This is a genomic window from Litorivita sp. NS0012-18 (genome assembly GCF_040371945.1).
Lineage (GTDB): Bacteria > Pseudomonadota > Alphaproteobacteria > Rhodobacterales > Rhodobacteraceae > Litorivita.
This window is the reverse complement of sequence record NZ_BAABWS010000001.1, coordinates 1,428,118-1,443,413: the sequence shown is the minus strand read 5'-3', so window position 1 is coordinate 1,443,413 and position 15,296 is coordinate 1,428,118. Positions and strand designations below refer to the sequence as shown.

Here is a 15,296-nt window from a genome sequence, read left to right as displayed (position 1 = left end):
CGGCCCGCTTGCGGCCATGAATACGGCGTGATGTGAGCGCAAACATGCGTAATTTCGCTTTTGTGTCCAAAAATGCGGAAAAATCCGCGATCTGCCCCTCCGCGCACCTTGCGCGCTGCGTCAAACATGCGACAAAGCCAGAGCAAAGGGCAAAAGGAGCGCAGGATATGGCAACAGTTTTGGACCAACTCAGAGAGATGACGGTCGTGGTCGCGGATACGGGCGAAGTGGCGGCGGTCAAAACCTATCAGCCGGTCGATTGCACCACCAACCCTTCGCTGGTTCTGGGCGCCTTGCAAGACCCCGCGTCGGAGGCTCTGGTCAGCCGCGAGATCGAGGCAGGCCGCAAGGCAGGGCGCAGCGCGCAGCAGGTTTGCGACGCGCTGACCGTGGCCGTCGGGGCCGAACTGGCCGCGCTGGTGCCAGGGCGGGTGTCGACCGAGGTGGATGCCTGTTTGTCCTTTGACACCGATGCGACGGTGGCCCGTGCCCGCGCGATCATCGCCGATTACGCCGCGCGCGGCATCGACAAAAGCCGCATCCTGATCAAGATCGCCGCCACATGGGAAGGCATCCGCGCCGCCGAAATCTTGCAAGGCGAGGGCGTCGATTGCAATCTGACGCTGCTGTTTTCCTTGGCGCAAGCCGTGGCCTGTGCCGATGCAAAGGCGTTTTTGATCTCGCCCTTCGTGGGCCGCATCACCGATTGGTATAAAAAGGCCGAAGGCAAAGACAGCTACGGCCCGAATGAGGACCCCGGTGTTTTGTCGGTCAAGGGCATCTATGACTATTACAAATCCAACGGGATCGACACGGTGGTCATGGGCGCATCCTTCCGCAGCACCGATCAGATCAAAGCCTTGGCCGGTTGCGACCGTTTGACCATCGCGCCGAAGCTTTTGGAGGAAATGGGCCGCGAAGAGGCGGTCTTGCCGCGCGCGCTGAGCGAGAAAACCGCCAGCGCCGCCGCCCCGATCACGATGGACGAGCGGGCCTTTCGTTGGGCGATGAACGCCGATGCGATGGCGACCGAAAAGCTGGCCGAAGGCATCCGCAATTTCGATGCCGACCATCAAAAGCTGATCAAAATGATCGCGGCGCGGATGGGGTAACCTGCCCGATCAGGGCACGTAGGTCTCTTGCCAGAGCGCGTCAAAGCTTTGCCCGCTCTGGCCGCACATCTGCATCGCGGCGGCTTCGGTCACGCAGATCCGCAGCTTGATCTTGCTGATATAATCGAGCGCCTGCTCAAGCATGCGGGCGCTGCCGAAGACGGTATCGTCGCTCACCATCACCACGCTGAGCGCGCCGGAGGAGAATTTCGAAAGCGGGCGCGACAGCCCGAACAGATTGGTCAAAATCTGGGTGAAACCCGCATCGACTTGCGTCACGGCGCGGGCGTCGCTGAGCATGATGAAATCGGGGTCGAAATCGGGCATCGCGACATAGTCGAGGAAGGCCTGTTTCGCCTCTTTGACCGTGACGGGCCCGTCAAACCGGAAAAGCGCGATCTCGCGGGGCGTGTGAATTTGGATCTTATAGGGCATTATGCCTCACGAAGACGCAGATGAGCACGAAGCGCGCGCTAGAGATCATCATATCGAACGGTGCCAAAGATACTATGCCGATGGGGCAACTTTGTGGCAAATACTGGTGAAACGCGCATTGGGGCGATCTTTCATCGTTGCCGCACTGCGCGTTCGTCCAAATGACGGAGCGAAACTGGCTTGGGGAATTGAACCATTTTTTTAATTTGTTAGTCTTTGTCCGAATCTTCGGGAGGTTACATGGCACGCGAGACGCAAGAGGCGGCCCCCAAAGGGCGGCGCTCGGGATGGAAGCAAAACCCCGAAGCCGTGCGCGAGAATATTTTGCGCGTGGCGCGCGAAGTGTTCTCCGAAGCGGGGTTTTCGGGCGCGCGGGTGGACGAGATTGCCGCCCGCACAGAGACCTCCAAGCGGATGCTGTATTATTATTTCGGGGACAAGGAAGGGCTTTACCGCCATGCGCTGGAGGCCTCCTACCGCGAGGTCCGCGAAGGCGAGCACGAGCTTGATCTGGTCGGGTTGTCGCCGGATGATGCGCTGCGCAAGCTGGTGGAATTCACCTATGACCACCACCGCCGCAACCCCGAATTTATCCGCCTCGTGATGATCGAGAACATCCACAATGGCGCCAGCCTTGCACAGTCCAAAGTGATCAAGGATATGAACAAGACCGCGATTGCGGGGCTTGAGGATATTTTGGCGCGCGGCCGCGACAGCGGTGTGTTTCGCAGTGATATCAAGGCTTTGGCGCTGCACTGGCAAATTTCGGCCCTGTGCTTTTACAACGTGTCGAACCGCATAACATTTTCGGCGCTGTTCTCCGCTGCCGAGATGTTCGAGGAAGAAGGCCAGATCGAGCGCCGCGATTGGGTGGTAGATGCGGTGCTGCGCAAGGTTCTGGCCTAGGCGCTATTGCGCGGCCTCACCCCTGCGGTGCGGGCAAGGTCATTTTCGCGGCGGCGGCCCGCGCCAAAGGGGTCAATCCCGCGCCGCCTCGGGCCAGATGCGCATGCAACTGCGCCCGCATGCGCGGCTCCCAAAAATCATCGAGATGCGCGGCCACTTTGGCGGCTTTTTCGGCCTCGGTCAGTGGCTGGGTGGCGAAAAATCCGGCGATCTGATTGGCCATATAGGTCAGCTTTTCGGGCTTCATGTCGTGATCCTGTCGGGGCGGGTGAAGATGTCGAACTGGCCGCGATCTGCCCTTGGCAGGCAGGCAAGGGTCAGCCCCGCCGCTTCGGCCTGCTGGACGGCCAAAACCGTAGGGGCGGAGACGGCGCACAGGACCGGCGCGCCCGCGATGGCGGTTTTTTGCACCATATCCACCGACAGGCGGCTGGTCATCAAGACGGCGCCCGTGGCCGGATCAATGCCGCCGCGCGCCAAGGCACCGATCAGTTTGTCGAGCGCGTTATGGCGGCCCACGTCCTCGCGCAGGCACAAGATGTCCCCTTGCGGCGTGACAAAGGCGGCGGCATGGGCGGCGCGGGTGGCGTCTTGGAGCGGTTGCTGGGCGCGCAGGGCATCGGCCGCGCCGATCAGCGCGGATTGCGACAGGCGCAGCGCGACATGGCCGCGCTCGGGCAGCGGGCGCAGCGCCGCCTCCAGACTGTCGATCCCGCACAGCCCGCATCCCACCGGCCCCATGCTGCGCCGCCGCCGTGCGGCCATCGCCTCGGCGCGCGGCGCGGCAAGCCACAGGCGCGCCTCAAAGCCCTGCGGATGGGGCAGGATATCGAGGCTCTCGATCTCGCGCGCGCTGTCGATCAGGCCCTCGGAGAGGCTGAAGCCGAGGGCGAAATCCTCCAGATCGGAGGGGCTGGCCATCATCACCGCTTGGGTGCTGCCTTGATAGGTCAGCGCCACGGCGACCTCCTCGGGCAGGGCGCGCGCGCCGCTGTCGGTGGGCATTTCGCGTGCGGCGGGGTGTGGGGCCATATCGCGCCTCTTGGCAGTCATTCCGCCGCCGGAGTGATGCGGCGCGACTTTGCGGCCTGCGCGGCATAGTCGTCCTGCCACGTTGTCGTCGGGCCGTTCGACAGGCTCACCTGCACCGCCGTGACCTTATATTCGGGGCAATTGGTGGCCCAATCGGAATAATCGGTGGTTATGACATTGGCCTGTGTGTCGGGGTGGTGGAAGGTGGTGTAAACCACACCCGTGGAGACGCGGTCGGTCAGCGTGGCGCGCAAGGCCGTCTCGCCGGAGCGCGAGGCGAGGCGCACGAAATCGCCCTCCTTGATGCCGCGCACCTCTGCGTCATGGGGATGGATTTCCAACAGGTCCTCGCCGTGCCAGACCGTATTGGCCGTGCGCCGCGTTTGCGCCCCGACATTATATTGCGACAAGATCCGCCCCGTGGTCAAAAGCAACGGAAAGCGCGGGCCGGTTTTCTCGTCCGTGGCGATATATTCGGTATGGATGAACCGCCCCTTGCCGCGCACAAACCCGTCCATATGCATGAGCGGCGTGCCGGTCGGATGCTCCTCGTTGCAGGGCCATTGCACCGATCCGTGCTCTTCAAGCAGATCATAGGAAACGCCTGCGAAGCTGGGCGTGGTGGCGGCGATTTCCTCCATGATCTGCGCGGGGTGGGTGTAGCGCCAATCGGCCCCCATCGCATTGGCCAAAAGCTGCGTCACCTCCCAATCGGCATAGCCGTTCTTGGGCGCCATGACCTTGCGCACGCGGTTGATGCGCCGTTCGGCATTGGTGAAGGTGCCGTCTTTTTCCAAAAAGGACGAGCCGGGCAAAAATACATGGGCGTAATTGGCGGTCTCGTTGAGAAACAGGTCATGCACGATGACACAGTCCATCGCCTCCAGACCCGCCGCCACATGTTTGGTGTCGGGGTCCGATTGCAGGATGTCCTCGCCTTGGCAGTAGAGCCCTTTGAAGCTGCCATCCACCGCCGCATCGAGCATATTGGGAATGCGCAGCCCCGGTTCGGGGTCGATGGGCACGCCCCATGTCTGTTCGAATATGGCGCGCACATCGGGGTTTTTGACATGGCGATAGCCGGGCAATTCATGCGGGAAGCTGCCCATATCGCACGATCCTTGCACGTTGTTTTGCCCGCGCAAAGGGTTCACCCCGACGCCCTTGCGCCCGATATTTCCGGTCAGCATCGCCAGATTTGCAATGCCGATCACGGTGGTTGATCCTTGGCTGTGTTCGGTGACGCCAAGCCCGTAGTAAATCGCGCCATTGCCGCCCGCGGCGAACAATCGCGCCGCGGCCCGCAACTGCGCCGCCGCAACGCCGGTGAGCATTTCGGTGGCTTCGGGGCTGTGGCGCGGATCGGCGGCAAATTCGGCGTATTCGCGGTATTCGTCCCAATCGCAGCGCGATTTGATGAAGGCCTCATCGGCGAGGCCTTCGGTGACGATCACATGGGCCATGGCGGTGACCACGGCGACATTCGTGCCAGGACGCAGGGCAAGGTGATGCGCCGCCTCGACATGGGCCGAGCGCACGATATCGGTGCGGCGCGGGTCGATGACGATCAATTTTGCCCCCGCGCGCAGGCGCTTTTTCAGGCGGCTGGCAAAAACCGGATGCCCGTCGGTGGGGTTGGCGCCGATGATGACGACCACATCGCTGTGCTCGACGCTGTCGAAATCTTGGGTGCCCGCCGAGGTGCCGAAGGTTTGCCCCAATCCGTATCCGGTGGGCGAATGGCACACCCGCGCACAGGTGTCGGTATTGTTATTGCCAAACACCGCGCGGGCCAGTTTTTGCACCAGATAGGTTTCCTCATTGGTGCAGCGGCTCGAGGTGATGACGCCGATGCTCTTTTGGCCATGGGTCTGTTGGATGGCGCGCATCCGTTGGGCGGCAAATGTCAGCGCCTCGTCCCATGACACTTCGCGCCACGGATCGGTGATCTTGTCGCGCACCATCGGGGCCAAAATCCGGTCGCTATGTTCGGCATAGCCATAGGCAAACCGCCCCTTGACGCAAGAATGGCCGCGGTTCGCCTTGCCGTGTTTATAGGGCGTCATGCGGACCAACCGGTCGCCGTTCAGCTCGGCCTTGAAGCTGCATCCGACCCCGCAATAGGCGCAGGTGGTGATGACGGAGCGCTGCGGCGTGCCCATCTCGATCACCGATTTCTCTTGCAAGGTCGCGGTCGGGCAGGCGGCGACGCAGGCCCCGCAGGACACGCAATCGGAGGCGAGGAAATCTTGGTCCGCGGTGCCGGCGCTGACGCGGCTGCCGAACCCGCTGCCTTCGATGGTCAGGGCGAATGTGCCTTGCACCTCTTCGCAGGCGCGCACGCAGCGCGAGCAGACGATGCATTTGGCCGGATCATAGGTGAAATAGGGGTTGCTGTCGTCCTTGGGGATATAGGCGGGGTTTGCCTCGCCGTTCTGGCGGGTCTCGAAATGGTTCTGCCCGCTCTCGTAGCGCACATCGCGCAGGCCGACCGCGCCCGCCATATCTTGCAATTCGCAATCGCCATTGGCCGCGCAGGTCAGGCAATCGAGCGGGTGGTCGGAGATATAAAGCTCCATCACCCCGCGGCGCAGTTTGCGGATTTTCGGCGTCTGGGTGTGCACTTGCATCCCCGCCGCCACGGGGGTGGTGCAAGAGGCGGGCGTGCCGCGCCGCCCTTCGATTTCCACCACGCACAGGCGGCACGAGCCAAAGGCCTCGACGCTGTCGGTGGCGCACAGCTTGGGGATGGCGAGCCCCGCCAAAGCCGCCGCGCGCATTACCGAGGTGCCTTCGGGAACGGTGATCTCCTGCCCGTCGATGGTCAAGGTGACCGGCGCGCCCGCGCGCGCAGGCGTGCCTAGGTCGCGCTCATCGGTCCAAGGGATGATCAGGTCTTTCATTGGCGGGCCTCCTGAGCCGGTCGGGATGGGGTGTGCCTTGGCCCGTGGCGCATCGCGGCACGGGCATCGCCCGAACCGCCCCCACGGGGCGGGCGATCATCGCCCACCCCTCGGTTCGGGCGATGCCCTTCGTTGGATTTACGCAGGTAACAGATCATTGCGCCGCCTCCCGCTGCTGGTCGAAATCTTCGGGGAATTGCTCCAACGCCGACATCACCGGATAGGGGGTAAAGCCGCCCAAGGCGCATAGCGATCCGTCGCGCATGGTCTCGCACAGGTCGCTCAATATCTCCTTGGCCGCCGCATCCCCCGCCGCGATCCGGTCGATGGTTTCCACCCCGCGCACCGCGCCGATGCGGCATGGGGTGCATTTGCCGCAGCTTTCCACCGCGCAAAACTCCATTGCAAAACGGGCCATCTGGCGCATGTCCGCGCTGCCGTCAAAGACCACGATCCCCGCGTGGCCGATCAATCCGCCCGCGCCGTCGAACTCTTCATAGCCGAAAGGCACATCGAATTTATCGGGGGCGAAATAGGCCCCCAAAGGCCCGCCGACTTGCACCGCTTTGACCGGCCCACCCGTGGCGGTGCCGCCGCCGATCTCTTCGACGATCTGGCCAAGGGTCATGCCAAAGGCCGCCTCGAAGAGCCCGCCGTATTTGACGTTTCCGGCGATTTGCAACGGGATCGTGCCGCGCGATTTGCCGATGCCATGGGCGGCATAATGCGCCGCGCCGCGCTCGAAAATCACCGGAACGGTGGCGAGGCTGATGACGTTATTGACCACGGTGGGGCGGCCCATGAACCCCTCCAAAGCGGGCAGGGGCGGTTTGGCGCGCACCACGCCGCGTTTGCCTTCGAGCGAGTTTAAAAGCGAGGTTTCCTCGCCGCATACATAGGCTCCCGCGCCGGTGCGGACCTCCATGTCAAAAGCCGCGCCCTCGCCCATGATCGCCGCGCCCAAGATGCGGTTTTTACGCGCGATTTCAATGGCATCCTCCATCACGCGGATCGCGTCAGGGTATTCGCTGCGCAGGTAGATATAGCCGCGCGTGGCCCCGACGCCGAGGCCCGCAATCACCATGCCTTCGATCAAGGAAAACGGGTCGCCCTCCATGATCATCCGGTCGGCAAAGGTGCCGCTGTCGCCCTCATCGGCGTTGCAGACAATATATTTTTGCGCCGCCTCGGCCTTGCGCACGGTCTCCCATTTGATGCCGGTGGGAAAGCCCGCGCCGCCGCGCCCGCGCAAGCCGCTTTGCGTGACCTCGCCGGTGATTTCCGCGCCGCTCATCCCAAGCGCGCGGCGCAGGCCGGACCATCCGCCGTGAGCCTCGTAAGTCTTTATATCCAAAGGATCAATCACGCCGCAGCGGGCAAAGGTCAGGCGGGTTTGCGCGGCCATATAGGGGATATCTTGGGTGGGGCCGAGGCTGGCGGCGCTGCCGTCCAAAATGGCCTCGGCCTGATCGGGGGTGACCGGCCCGTAGGCGATGCGCTCGCCGTCCTGCTCGACCTCGACCAAAGGCTCCAGCCAGATCATTCCCCGCGTCCCCGTGCGGATCAACTCGATCTCTTCGTCGCGCGATTTTGCCTTTGAAACAAGGGCTTTAGCGACGTCTTCGGCGCCAAGGGCGAGGGCGGCGCTGTCGCGGCTGAGGTAGATGCGGCGGGTCATGACTGGACCTCGGATTTGATGCGCTCAAGGGTTTCGAGCGTGACGCGGCCCATGGGCGCGCCGTCGAGCAGTGCGGCGGGGCCGCAGGCGCAAAGCCCGAGGCAATAGACCGGTTCGAGCGTCAGCGCCCCGTCGGGGGTCGTTTCATGCCATTCGAGGCCGAACAGAGCCTTGGCCGCCGCTTCCAGATCGCGCCCGCCGACGGCTTGGCAGGCCTCGGCGCGGCAGATCTTCAAGACATGGCGGCCAGCGGGTAAGTCACGGAAATCATGATAGAATGACGCGACGCCATGGACCTCGGCGGCGGTGATATTGAGCGCCTGCGCGAGGATCGGATAGGCGGCTTGGGGCAGATATCCGAGCCGCGATTGCACCTCGTGCAGGACCGGCAAAAGCGGCCCTTCGGCCCCCTCATGGGCGGCGAGCGCGGCGGTGCAGGCCTCGGTGATATCTTGGCTTGATGGCTGGCGCGCGGCGGCGCTGGCGGCTGTCGTCATTGGGTCCTCCGTGGGCGCAGCTAGACGGGTTTTGATGGGGAAATCAATATGAATGATCCGTGGATTGATAGGCGCATCCTATCAAATCCCTGTCTGTAACGCGTCGGTATCACGTCGGTATTGCGTCGGTGCGCCCCGCCGATGCGCGCCGCCGCGCGCGCGGCCATTGCGCCGCGCCTGCATTGGCGCTCATAGTGGGGCAAGTCGCGGGCCAAACTATGGGCCGAATTTTCTGGCCAAACTTATCGGCCAAAACAGTGGGCCATAGGTGTAGGCCGAACCGATCTGGAGGATTGTCATGCCATCGCTTTTGCCGCGCCTGCCCGTCATCAGGCGCACCGCCGCCATCACGGCCCTCATCGCTGCCCTGATCGCGGCTGGCGGTTTCGCCGCGCCGCTTGTCGCGCAGCAGGCCGCCGATGCGGTCGCGCCGGAGGCGGGCACGGGCACGCCATCCGCTTCGGCCCCCGGTTCGGGCGCTGCTTCGGGCGGTGCGGGCGATGTGGTGATGCGCCCCGATGTGGCGCGGGCGCTGGCCGCCAAAGCGGCGGGCGCGCCGGTCGCGGCGCGCGAGTGGATGATCGCGGTGGCAAATCCTGCGGCGGCGGCGGCGGGGGCGGATGTGCTGCGCGCGGGCGGCACGGCGGCAGATGCGATGATCGCGGCGCAGGCGGTTCTGGGGCTGGTCGAGCCGCAATCCTCGGGTCTCGGCGGCGGGGCGTTTTTGGTCTGGTATGACGCGGCCAGCGGCGCGGTGACCACGCTCGACGGGCGCGAGACCGCGCCTTTGGCCGCCACGCCCGCGCTGTTTCTGGACGGCTCCGGCGCGCCGCTAAAGTTCTTTGACGCGGTGGTGGGGGGATTGTCGGTCGGAACCCCGGGCACGCCGGGCTTGATGCAAGAGGCCCATGCGCGCTGGGGCAAATCGGCGTGGAGCAGGCTTTTCGATCCGGCGATCACCTTGGCCGAGCAGGGGTTTGCCGTCTCGCCGCGACTGGCGGGGTTGATCGGGGCGGATGCCGAGCGATTGGCGCGCCATCCGCGCACGGCGGCCTATTTCTTGCCCGACGGTGTGCCGCTGGCGGCGGGGCAAAGGCGCGACAATCCGGCCTATGCGCAAAGCCTGCGCGCCCTTGCCGCGCGCGGGGCACAGGCCTTTTACGGCGGTGCCATCGCCCAAGACATCATCGACACCGTGCAAAATGCGCCGCGCGCGGGGCGGCTGGCGGCGCTTGATCTGGCGATTTACCGCGTCAAGGAGCGCGCGCCGGTCTGTGTGCCCTACCGCATGTATGAGGTCTGCGGCATGGGCCCGCCCTCGTCGGGTGCGCTCAGCGTGGGACAGATTTTGGGGATGCTGAACAGCTTTGATCTGGCCGCATCGGGGCCGCAGGATGCGCAAAGCTGGCGGTTGATCGGCGATGCCTCGCGGCTCGCCTTTGCGGATCGGGGCCGCTATATGGCCGATAGCGATTTCGTACCGATGCCGGTCAAGGGTTTGGTCGAGGCGGGCTATCTGGCGGCGCGGGCGGGGTTGATGGGCAAGGATGCGCAAAGCGGCACGCGGATCGAGACGGTCGAGGCGGGCACTCCCAAATGGGACCATGCGCAGCTTTGGGCCGATGATGCGGCGATCGAACTGCCCTCGACCACGCATATTTCGATTGTGGATGGCTATGGCAATGCCCTGTCGATGACGAGCACGATCGAGAATGCCTTTGGCAGCCGCTTGATGACGGCGGGGGGATTTTTGCTCAACAACGAGATGACGGATTTTTCCTTTCGCAGCCACCGCGACGGGGTGCCTGTGGCCAATCGGGTCGAGCCGGGCAAACGTCCGCGTTCCTCCATGGCGCCGACGATTGTGATGCAGGGCGGCAAGCCGGTGCTGGTCGTCGGATCACCGGGCGGCAGCCGCATCATCGGCTATGTGGCGCAGGTGATCGTGGCGTGGGCGGATTGGGGTATGGATGTGCAATCGGCGATTGCCATGCCGCATCTGGTGAACCGGTTCGGCCCCTATGATGTGGAGGCGGGCACGCAGGCCGAGGTCATGATCCCCGCGCTGGAGGCGATGGGATATGAGGTCAAGGCGCGCGATCTCAATTCGGGGATACATGCGATTGACCTGCGCGGCGGGATGCTGCGCGGCGGGGCCGATCCGCGCCGCGAGGGTGTGGCCTTGGGCGAGTAGCCGCGCGGCGCGCAGAGAGGTGCGCGCAGGCAGGCGCTCAGGTCGGGGCGCATAGATCGCCGCATGTGGTGACGGCGCGCGACTAGACCATTTCGGGCGGCACGGCGGGCAGGGGCGCGCCAAAGCCTTCGGCGGCGCGCAGATCATAGGGCACGATAAACCCCGCGCGGGTTTGCGGCGGGCGCGCGCCGTTGGTGCGGGCGGTGGCCTGCCATGCGGCGCGGGCGGTTTCGAGGTCGAAATGCGCAGGGCTGGCGGCCTCGCACAGCCAATGGGAAAACACCGCGCGGCGCAGGGTCTCGACCTGATCGCGTTGCGTCAGCCTCAGCCCCGCCTCGGTGTCCCAATAGAGCGAGCGGCCGTTGAGATTGGCCGAGGAGACGATGGCGCTTTGGTCGTCAAAGATCGAGACTTTGGCGTGGACATAGATGATCGGCGCGCGGGCAAGCTGTGCGCGCGGGGCGGGTGCGGTCTGTGTGCGTGCTGCTTTGCCTGCCCGTGCGTCGGCCTTTGAGGCGGGTGCGGGGGCGCGGCGCACCGGCGCGCCGACAAACAGGCGCGGGCCAAAGGCGCGGCGCATATGGCGCAGGTTGCGCGCTTGCAGATATTCGCCAAAGCGGGCGTCGGGTCCGGTGTTGTTTTCAAAGGCCACGTCTTCGGGCGCGGCGGGCAGGATCACCACCGCCTGTAGATCGGGGCGCGCCCGCGCCGCCGCGCAGAGGGCACGCGAGACCGATTGATCGCGCAAGAATTGCGTCTCGATATAGATCAGCCGCCGCGCGCCATGGATGGCCTCGATATGGGCCTGAGCGATTTCGGCGCGCAGGCGGTGGGGCGACAGATGCAGCGGGCCGAAACGGCGCGGTCTCGACAAGGTGGTCACAAAGGCGCTGCCCTTTGGCGCGCGCTGTTGGGAGGGCGCGGATGGCTCGGGCGGCGCGGGGTGCTGGGGCGGCGCGGCGCGCGCGCCATTGGCGGCGCGGGCGGCGGTGCGGGCGGCGCTTTGGTCTTGCGCGGGCGGGGCTTCGGTGCCTTTGGTCCATGATTGAAACCCGCGCAGATGCGCCCTTGCCTGCGCCACCACGGGGCCGCTCACCACAAGCTGCACATCGTGCCATGTGGCCTCGGCGGCGCGTGCATGGGCCTTGGTGTCATAGCGCCGCTCGTCAAGGTCCAGCCCGCCGATATAGAGCCTTTCGCCGTCAAAACAGGCGAGCTTTTGGTGGTGCGTCACGGGCGAGAGCACGGGCGGGGGCGGGCCAAGCCGCGCGCGCAGCGCTGCGCCGCCGATGCCGCTCGCCAGATGGGGCTTGAGGTGCGGCATATCGCGCAGACGGGCGGCGCGCTGCGGCGCGGGCAGCGCATCGAGCGCGCGCGCATGACGGCGCAGCTTGGCCAGCGCGAGGGGCCAAAACAGCACCCGCGCCGCAATCCCCGCGCGCGCCGGATGAAGCGCGGCGGTCACGGTGAGTTTGGAATGCGCGCCCGCCAGCGCCTCGGCGGCGGCGAATTGGCGGATGCTGCGCCATGTGCCGCGGTGCAGCTCGGCTGCGGCAATCGGGTCGAAATCGGCAATCACCATATCGATCTCCACCCCGCCGCGCAGCACATGCACGATCAGATCGAACCATGTCTCGCCAATGGCGCGGCCCGCGTCGCTGCGCAGCTTGGTGTCCAGATCAAAGACCCGAAAGCTGGCGCGGATGTCGCGCCGCGCCGTGAGGAACAGATGCTCCAATGCGGGATAGGCCTCTTGCGCAGTGACCAGCACCTTGAGGGTTTCGATCTCATCCGCCGGATCGTTGCCCGCCGGATCGTTGCCCGCCGCGCCTTGCCCGCCTGTTTGCGGTGCTTGCAGATCAGCCATCGGCCTTGGCGCGCGGCGGCTGGGTGGCAAATCCGTCCTGCACATCCTCTTCGGCTTGCGGAGTCTCGTCGGCCAAGGTCAGCGCCAGCAAGAGCCGGTATTGAGCGTCTGTTTGCTCGGTGGTGATCTGCGCGCCGATCTGCACCGCGAAGGCTTTGATCAATTGCCCGCCCAGTCCGGTGCTGGTGGCGACATGGGGCATTTCGGCCAGATGGGTGCCGATGGAATTGACGATGCTGACATCGACCTTCCGCTCGCCGGTGCGTTTGAAGCGCACGGCGATCATCGGCGCGCTGCCATCGGGCGGCTTGCCCAGATATTTGACCGCATTGGTCAGGGCCTCGGTGACCAGCAACGAGAGGGGCACCGCCTGATCGGGCAAAAGCGCGAAATCGTCGATCTCGATCTCGACCGAGACGCCCGAGGGCGGCAGCGCGGATTTGAGCGTCTGGTTGATCACCTCGTTGAGCAAGGTGCGCGCATGGACCGAGGCCAGCCGCGAGGTGCGGTAAAGATTGCCATGCACCGTGGCAAGGCCGAGCACGCGGTCCTGCACACGGCGTAGCGCGGCGCGGGTGTCTTCATGGGCGGCTTTGCGCGCTTCCATGCTGACGATCGAGGCGATGAGTTGCAGGTTGTTTTTGACGCGGTGGTGCACCTCTTTGAGCAGCACGTTCTTCTCGCGGATGCCGTTTTCCAATTCGGCCTCGTCGAGGGCGATGGTATGGGCCATCTGGTTGAAGGTCTCTTCCATCTGGAGCAATTCCGCAGGGGCGGGGCGCACATCATCGGGCGAGAAATTGCGGCTTCCGGCGGCAAAGCGGCGCATTTTGAGCCGCAGGGCGTGGACATGGCGGATCACCAGCCGGTGCACCGCGATATAGGCGACCAGAAGGCTGATCAGCCACATGATCAGCGGAAACATCAATGCGGCGCGGTCGATCAGATTGCCCTCGCCGAGCAGGTCCTCGGGCTTCCAGACGCTAAAGCTGTAGCTGACACCGGGGATGACGGCGACGGAGGAATAAAGCCGCTCGGAGCCGTCTTGATTGAGGGCCGAGAAGGTTTTGGCCCCCTGCATGGCGATGGTGGACAGGGCGATGCCTTGCGGCATCTCGTTGCGCGCGGCCTCGCGGTTGCTCAGCGTCAGGAGCAATTCGCCGTCTTGGTTGAAGCTGATCAGCTGCACCGGCCCCGCGCCGTGCGGTGCAGGGCCGCCCGCCGTGTCTGCGCCCTGCGCGCCGCTGTGCGGTCCGGGCAGGTGGTGCGGAATGTTCTCGGGCGGCAAGGAGAGCGAGACAAAACCGGCATAACGGTCATCGATCACCACGGGGCGCACCACCACGATCACCGGACGGTCCGACACGCGGCCACGGTCGATGCTCATCACCCGCGGGCGCGGGTCGGCCATCATCCGGCGGGTCACCTCGCTGCGCCGCAAATCGGCGGGCAGGGCGTTGGAGTTGCAGGTCGAAATGCCGCTGACGGGGACAAAGAGCGCCAAAATGAATTCGGGATGCGATTGCAAGAACTGCGTGGCCACGTTTGAGCAGGCGGCGCGATCCCCCATCACCGGTTTGATCGCCTCGCCCAAAACGCGGCTGGCGGCGAAACCGCGATAGAGCAGCGCGCGCTGCGGCTCCACCGCGATCAAGGTGCGGCCAAGCACCGCCGAGCGGCTCAGCTCTTCGGCCTGCCGCGCCACGTTTTGCGTTTGGAAAAAGGCGATCAAGCCGACGGGCAGCAGGGCCACGGACAGTAGCATGATCACGCGAAACGCGAGGCTTTGGGTGGTCTTGACGCGCATCGGGGGCCGTCAGCCGCTCGGGTTGGCGTTGGCGGTGATCACGGCCATGGTGGACTCGTCGGTCAATTCCAGCTTCTCGTCCTCGTCCAGTTGCAGCAATTCGGCCAGTTTCGCGCGCCCGCGATTGGCGCGGCTTTTGATCGTGCCGACGGCGCAGCCGCAGGTTTCGGCGGCCTCTTCATAGGAAAACCCCGAGGCCCCCACGAGGATCAGCGCCTCGCGTTGCTCGTCGGGCAATTGCACGAAGGCGCGTTGGAAATCTTTGAGGGCAAGACGGCCGTCGTGGTCGGGTTTGGAGGCGAGATTGTTCGAATAGATGCCATCGACATCGGCGACCTCGCGTTTGGATTTGCGCCGCCCCGAATAAAAGGTGTTGCGCAAAATCGTAAACAGCCACGCGCGCAGGTTGGTGCCGGTTTTGAAGCTGGCAAATTTGCTCCACGCCTTGACGATCGTGTCCTGCACAAGGTCATCGGCGGCGGCGCCGTTGCGCGTCAGGCTGAGCGCAAAGGCGCGCAGGGCGGGCAGATGTTCGATGATCGCATCGCGCGGATCGGTGGCATTGATGCCGCCTTGCGCGTCATCAGCAGGCACAGCCGCATCGGACAGGGCGGCGGCGGCGGGGCCACTCATTTGTTGCTCCCGTTTTGCGCGTCTTGCTCTTTGAGCTGGGCGAGAAGCTGCGCAAAGCGGTCGGGCATCGCCTCTTCTTGAGCGGCCTGAAACACACGGCGCAGGTTCTCGTCGATCTGCCGCTGCACGTTGCTGTCTGGTTTCGTCTTCGACATGCTGACTTTCTGAACTATTTTGAGGTGCCTGTTAGATTTCTTGGAACTTAACGCGGCATGTTGCGTTTGGTTCCTGA

Annotated in this window: 13 protein-coding genes; 3 read left to right on the top strand and 10 right to left on the bottom strand. The window is 64.7% G+C overall.

What is annotated here, in order from left to right:
* Positions 1-167: 167 nt before the first annotated feature.
* Complete coding sequence (gene tal / locus ABWV64_RS06950) at positions 168-1,112, top strand: transaldolase (protein ID WP_353343532.1); 945 nt, start codon at positions 168-170, stop codon at positions 1,110-1,112.
* Between the two features lie 9 nt (positions 1,113-1,121).
* On the opposite strand, the gene ABWV64_RS06945 is transcribed toward tal, so the two are convergent.
* Positions 1,122-1,547 (bottom strand): hypothetical protein, encoded by a 426-nt coding sequence (locus ABWV64_RS06945; RefSeq protein WP_353343531.1) that lies wholly within the window; start codon positions 1,545-1,547, stop codon positions 1,122-1,124.
* A 240-nt stretch (positions 1,548-1,787) separates the two neighbouring features.
* On the opposite strand from ABWV64_RS06945, the gene ABWV64_RS06940 reads away from it, so the two are divergent.
* Positions 1,788-2,453, top strand: a complete 666-nt coding sequence (locus tag ABWV64_RS06940; RefSeq protein ID WP_353343530.1) for a TetR/AcrR family transcriptional regulator — start codon at positions 1,788-1,790, stop codon at positions 2,451-2,453.
* 16 nt (positions 2,454-2,469) lie between these two features.
* Here the strand turns inward: ABWV64_RS06940 and ABWV64_RS06935 are convergent, their stop codons facing one another.
* From ABWV64_RS06935 to ABWV64_RS06915, 5 genes are all read right to left on the bottom strand, one after another.
* The gene (locus ABWV64_RS06935) at positions 2,470-2,700 is read right to left on the bottom strand and encodes a formate dehydrogenase subunit delta (protein WP_353343529.1); all 231 of its coding nucleotides are present in this window, start codon (positions 2,698-2,700) and stop codon (positions 2,470-2,472) included.
* Positions 2,697-3,485 carry a formate dehydrogenase accessory sulfurtransferase FdhD gene (gene fdhD / locus ABWV64_RS06930; RefSeq protein WP_353343528.1) on the bottom strand — a complete coding sequence of 263 codons (789 nt, stop codon included), beginning with the start codon at positions 3,483-3,485 and terminating at the stop codon, positions 2,697-2,699. Before fdhD ends, ABWV64_RS06935 begins: the two co-directional genes overlap by 4 nt.
* Positions 3,486-3,502: 17 nt before the next feature.
* On the bottom strand, positions 3,503-6,388 hold the full coding sequence (gene fdhF, locus ABWV64_RS06925) for a formate dehydrogenase subunit alpha (RefSeq protein WP_353343527.1): 2,886 nt from the start codon (positions 6,386-6,388) through the stop codon (positions 3,503-3,505).
* Positions 6,389-6,542: 154 nt separating this feature from the next.
* Positions 6,543-8,066, bottom strand: a complete 1,524-nt coding sequence (locus ABWV64_RS06920) for a formate dehydrogenase beta subunit (protein ID WP_353343526.1) — start codon at positions 8,064-8,066, stop codon at positions 6,543-6,545.
* Positions 8,063-8,563 (bottom strand): formate dehydrogenase subunit gamma, encoded by a 501-nt coding sequence (locus ABWV64_RS06915; protein ID WP_353343525.1) that lies wholly within the window; start codon positions 8,561-8,563, stop codon positions 8,063-8,065. Before ABWV64_RS06915 ends, ABWV64_RS06920 begins: the two co-directional genes overlap by 4 nt.
* A gap of 298 nt (positions 8,564-8,861) precedes the next feature.
* Here ABWV64_RS06915 and ggt point away from each other — a divergent pair, with 298 nt between their 5' ends.
* Positions 8,862-10,757: a gamma-glutamyltransferase gene (gene ggt / locus ABWV64_RS06910; RefSeq protein WP_353343524.1), complete on the top strand. Its 1,896-nt coding sequence runs from the start codon at positions 8,862-8,864 to the stop codon at positions 10,755-10,757.
* 82 nt (positions 10,758-10,839) lie between these two features.
* Here ggt and ABWV64_RS06905 read toward each other — a convergent pair whose 3' ends face one another.
* The 4 genes from ABWV64_RS06905 to ABWV64_RS06890 are packed head-to-tail and all read right to left on the bottom strand — an operon-like array spanning position 10,840 to position 15,219.
* Positions 10,840-12,624 carry a phospholipase D family protein gene (locus ABWV64_RS06905; RefSeq protein ID WP_353343523.1) on the bottom strand — a complete coding sequence of 595 codons (1,785 nt, stop codon included), beginning with the start codon at positions 12,622-12,624 and terminating at the stop codon, positions 10,840-10,842.
* Positions 12,617-14,431, bottom strand: a complete 1,815-nt coding sequence (locus tag ABWV64_RS06900) for a sensor histidine kinase (protein ID WP_353343522.1) — start codon at positions 14,429-14,431, stop codon at positions 12,617-12,619. The genes ABWV64_RS06905 and ABWV64_RS06900 overlap by 8 nt, the downstream gene beginning before the upstream one ends.
* A gap of 9 nt (positions 14,432-14,440) precedes the next feature.
* Complete coding sequence (locus tag ABWV64_RS06895) at positions 14,441-15,064, bottom strand: RNA polymerase sigma factor (protein WP_353343521.1); 624 nt, start codon at positions 15,062-15,064, stop codon at positions 14,441-14,443.
* Positions 15,061-15,219, bottom strand: coding sequence for a NepR family anti-sigma factor (locus tag ABWV64_RS06890; protein WP_353343520.1), 159 nt, complete (start codon positions 15,217-15,219; stop codon positions 15,061-15,063). The genes ABWV64_RS06895 and ABWV64_RS06890 overlap by 4 nt, the downstream gene beginning before the upstream one ends.
* Between the last annotated feature and the right edge of the window lie 77 nt (positions 15,220-15,296).